This is a genomic window from Bacteroides sp. UBA939 (genome assembly GCF_002293435.1).
GTDB lineage: Bacteria > Bacteroidota > Bacteroidia > Bacteroidales > Bacteroidaceae > Bacteroides.
Genome location: NZ_DBDF01000131.1, coordinates 1 through 4,428 on the forward strand (window position 1 = coordinate 1; position 4,428 = coordinate 4,428).

A 4,428-nucleotide genomic window follows, 5' to 3' on the forward strand; every position below is an offset into this window, starting at 1 on the left:
ATCCGCGTCATCCGCGTTATCTGCGTCTAAAAAATTATAGTATAAACTAATTATGAACATTTACTTAACGGTTGATAATAGCCAAGTCTGCAACCGGCCTGAACCATACTCTGTATGCGACTCATTATGTGTCTCCCTAATCCCTTAACCACTAATTATCATAAATAATCTATATATTAGCATACCATGAGTAAAATATTGAATGCAACCATGTTGCTGTTTGCGGCATTACTGACCGCTTGTTCCACTCCCGATACGTGGGAGTTGGTGTCTGAGAATCAAAACATTCGTTTCGTCCTGGAAAACAAAGGAGAAGCAGTGAAGAACCTCAGCTACTCCGTTTATTATAAAGGTGCGGTAGCGATAGAGACATCCCTTCTGGGCTTGGTAATGGATAATTGCGAATACGGTAAAGACGCACAATTCATTTCTGCTTCCGCAGTGAAAGAAATCAATGACGCTTATCAACTGAAATCCGGCAAGAAGCTGAATACGGCTGATGAATGCCGCGAGCAGACATTTACTTTCCGTACAAAAGAAGGAGCCTCGTTCGACCTGATTGTGCGGGCGTACAGTGACGGCGTCGCTTTCCGCTACGCACTTCCGGGAGAGGACGAACAAACCCACGTCATTCAAGCCGAGCATACGGAATTTGCCGTACCGGCGAACGGAAAAGCATGGATACATCCGTATGACTGGAACAACCGCCGTAAACCAAGTTACGAACAATATTGTGAGAGTGAAATAGAGATTCGTTCGGAGTGCGAACACGGACGCGGCTGGGCGTTTCCCATGTTGTTCAATACCAGTGATGTTTGGATGATGATAACAGAAGCTCATCTGGATGGTTCGTATCCCGCCACCCACATTGATAATGCGGGAACCAACAAAGCGTATAAAATCCGCTTTCCGGAAATTGACGAACCGATTATACCGGATGCGGTAGAACCCGAATGGTCGTTGCCCTGGTTAACTCCCTGGCGTGCGATAATTGTAGGAGATGATTTGAACGCGATATTCCAAACACAGATGGTAACGCATCTGAATCCTGCTTCAGTTGTGGAAGATGAAACATGGATTAAAGCCGGGCGGGCTTCCTGGAGTTGGTGGTCTGAAGGGAGTACTTCCCGCGATTATAAAGCGCAACTGACTTACACAGACCTCAGCGCCGAAATGGGCTGGGAATATATGCTGATTGATGCAGGGTGGCAGCGTATGGGCAACGGCGGCACGATGGAAGACGTAGTGAGGTATGCACAGCAGAAAGGTGTAGGCGTTTGGTTGTGGTATCACTCCGGTGCGGGACGCGATAAAGGTTCCGATGCTTCATACAATCTTATGAGTGACCCGGAACTGCGCCGCGCGGAGATGAAACGTATCAGTGAAATCGGGGTAAAAGGCATTAAAGTAGATTTCTTTGATACGGACAAGCAGCGGATTATTCAACTTTATCCTGCTTTGCTGAAAGATGCGGCAGACAATCATCTGTTGGTAGACCTTCACGGCGCTACTCTACCTCGTGGTTTTGAACGTACTTATCCCAATCTGTTGACGACGGAAGCTATCCGTGGTGCGGAAACTCTGGGGAATCAGGAACGTTGCGACCTGGCAGCCGTACATAATGCTACGGTACCTTTTACGCGCAACGTGGTGGGTTCGATGGACTATACGCCGGTTACTTTCTCCAATAAAGTCCGTCAAGGCATTCCGGCTATACGTAAAACAACGATGGGGCATCAATTGGCCTTGGCTGTTGTGTTCGAATCGGGTTTCCAGTGTCTGGCAGATAAGGCTGAGTCTTATCTCTCATTGCCGGAACAGCCGAAACAGTTCCTGAAAGAAGTACCGGCTGCCTGGGATGAAAGCCGCTTGTTGGCAGGATATCCGGCGGATTACGCAGTTGTGGCGCGCCGTGTGGGCGACGTATGGTACATTGGCGGTATCAGTGGCAAGGAGGAGGAACGTGAAATAGAATTCACTTTGCCTGCGGAATGCCTCGATAAGTCGTTCACGATGATTACCGATGGAAAGGACAAGGATAGTTTTGGCTATATGCCTGTAGAGAAGACTGATGGGGCTGTGAAGGTGAAGGTTCTTCCGAATGGAGGGTTTGCCGGGATAATACGATAGCGAAGCCATTCAAAATTCATAATTGCGAAGCTCGAAGTACTTAATAATAATATCACTATAAAATCAAAAGAATGAAGAAGAGATTAATTTTAGTAGCATTAGCTCTGCTTACCCTACTGCCCGCCCGGGCGCAAATAGCCTGGGAACAAGTAGAACCCGGCGTATGGAAAGGAATTGTAGGTACACCGGAAGAATACTCCTTGCTGAGTGTAGCCGGCATAACCCCACGAAAAGAAGGCTTCACCCGTTTACCGGAAGTTACGCTCCCCGAACTGGCAAATGAAATTGTGGGCGCCATACAAGATGGCAAAACGAGCCTTCGCATTCCTCTACAGCGTAAGGAACAGGTCTATGGTTTCGGATTGAATTTCCAAACCGTACATCAGCGCGGAAAGATACTGAACCTGCATGTCGACCATTACGGCGGGCGTGACAACGGACGTACACATGCTCCCGTGCCGTTCTATATCTCAAGTCTGGGTTATGGAGTATTGATTAACTCTGCCCGTTATCTGACGGTATATGCAGGCAGCGGCGCACGCAAAGACAGCCCCAATGCACCTGTGGCAAAGGACCGTAACTTGGACAATACCTGGACATCAGCCCCTTATTCGGATGCAGTTTCCATTCTGATTCCTGCGCCGGGTACGGAGATTTACCTGTTTGCCGGACCTACCCCGATGGATGTTGTTCGCCGTTACAATCTGTTTTGTGGTGGCGGCACGTTGCCTCCGCGTTGGGGACTGGGCTTCACGCAACGTACCAAGAAACTGTATACCGCCGATGACGTGAAGAAAGAGGCGGATGAATTTGAACAGCGTGGCTTCCCGTTGGATTTTATAGGCTTGGAACCGGGCTGGCAAAGCAAGGCATACCCGTGTACGTTTGAGTGGGACGCCACCCGTTACCCCGACCCTGCCGGTTTTATAAACGAAATGCTCGACAAAGGCGTCCGCATTAACTTGTGGACAAATCCATACGTGTCTCCCGACTCTAAAATATATAAAGAAATGTATCCGGTGAGTGGTTCGCATACCGTATGGTGTGGCATTGTGCCCGATTTGGCAGGTGAAGAAGCCCGTAGAATATGGATGGACAAACTGGAACAGGAGCACATCAGCATTGGAGTCAGCGGTTATAAAGTGGACGAAGTAGACGGATACGACCGTTACCTCTGGCCCGATGTGGCAACTTTCCCCAGCGGGATAGCTGCCGAGCAGATGCGTCAGACTTATGGCTTGTGGGTACAGCGCACCACTGCCGAGTTGTACAGAAAACGTAACCAGCGTACCTTCGGACTGGTTCGTGCATCGAATGCCGGCGGAAGTTCTCTGCCTTATGTTATCTATAATGATTATTACAGTCATCAGGACTTCATCACGGCTTTGATTAACTCCGGTTTCAGTGGTGTATTGTGGACGCCGGAAGTACGCAGTTCCAAGTCGCCGGAAGATTGGTTGCGCCGTTTCCAGTCGGTTGTGTTCTCGCCGATGGCTATGATTAATGCATGGTCCAGCGGGACGAAACCCTGGACTTTCCCTGAAGTGGAAAACCAAATCAAGGAATACGCCCTGTTGCGTATGCAGATGATGCCATATTGGTATACGGAGTTTGCACGCTATCACTTTGACGGTGTACCGCCGTTCCGTGCCGTGAACCTGGAGCCGGGCTTTAATCCCGAAGCCGGGGTTGTGGCCAGACTGACGGATGCGAACCTGGATGATAATCCTTATCTGGAGGCTGTTTCAAAAGAAATCAAGGATCAGTATATGGCGGGTGAATACCTGTTGGTAGCTCCTATGTTTAAAGACCAAAAGGAGCGCACGGTGGTGTTGCCGAAAGGAAACTGGTATGACTTTTATACGGGTAAGTATGTGGGTAATGGCGAGAAGATTACGGTAGCTCCCGGTTTAGACCGCATTCCGGTATATGTGAAGGATGGTGCCATACTTCCGTTTATGGAAGCGCGCCTACATGCACCGAAGGCGGGTGAGAAGGTGAATCTCGAAATCAGGCATTACGGAAAGGCGGATGGCGCTTACCGTCTGTATGATGATGACGGTGAGACTTTCGATTATGAAAAGGGTGTCTATTCCTGGCGCGATATCAGAGTGGTGCGTGATAAGAAGGGTCAGTTGAAAGGTACAATCTCGAAGGCTGAAAAAGGTAAGCCGGATAATATTGCGAATGTTACCTGGAAGTTTATGACAGGTAATTAGTGGTTAGTGATTAGCAATTAGTGATTAGCAATTAGTGTTCAGTGAAGCTAATGATTAATAGAAGTATCTCTATTCTCCT

The 4,428-nt window shown here is 48.6% G+C and carries 2 protein-coding genes; both read left to right on the plus strand.

Translation table 11 applies throughout. The annotated features are described in order from the left end of the window. Nucleotides 1-186 precede the first annotated feature (186 nt). Complete coding sequence (locus B2Z67_RS08375; protein ID WP_291529371.1) at nucleotides 187-2,130, plus strand: glycoside hydrolase family 97 protein; 1,944 nt, start codon at nucleotides 187-189, stop codon at nucleotides 2,128-2,130. A gap of 71 nt (nucleotides 2,131-2,201) precedes the next feature. Next, a complete protein-coding gene (locus tag B2Z67_RS08380) occupies nucleotides 2,202-4,349 on the plus strand; it encodes a TIM-barrel domain-containing protein (RefSeq protein ID WP_291529372.1) in 2,148 nt (715 codons plus the stop codon). Nucleotides 4,350-4,428 lie beyond the last annotated feature (79 nt).

What these genes read in the sequence shown, in the direction of transcription:
- B2Z67_RS08375 (WP_291529371.1), top strand. Translation starts at nt 187, where the DNA reads ATGAGTAAAATATTGAATGCAACCATGTTGCTGTTTGCGGCATTACTG.
- B2Z67_RS08380 (WP_291529372.1), top strand. Translation starts at nt 2,202, where the DNA reads ATGAAGAAGAGATTAATTTTAGTAGCATTAGCTCTGCTTACCCTACTG.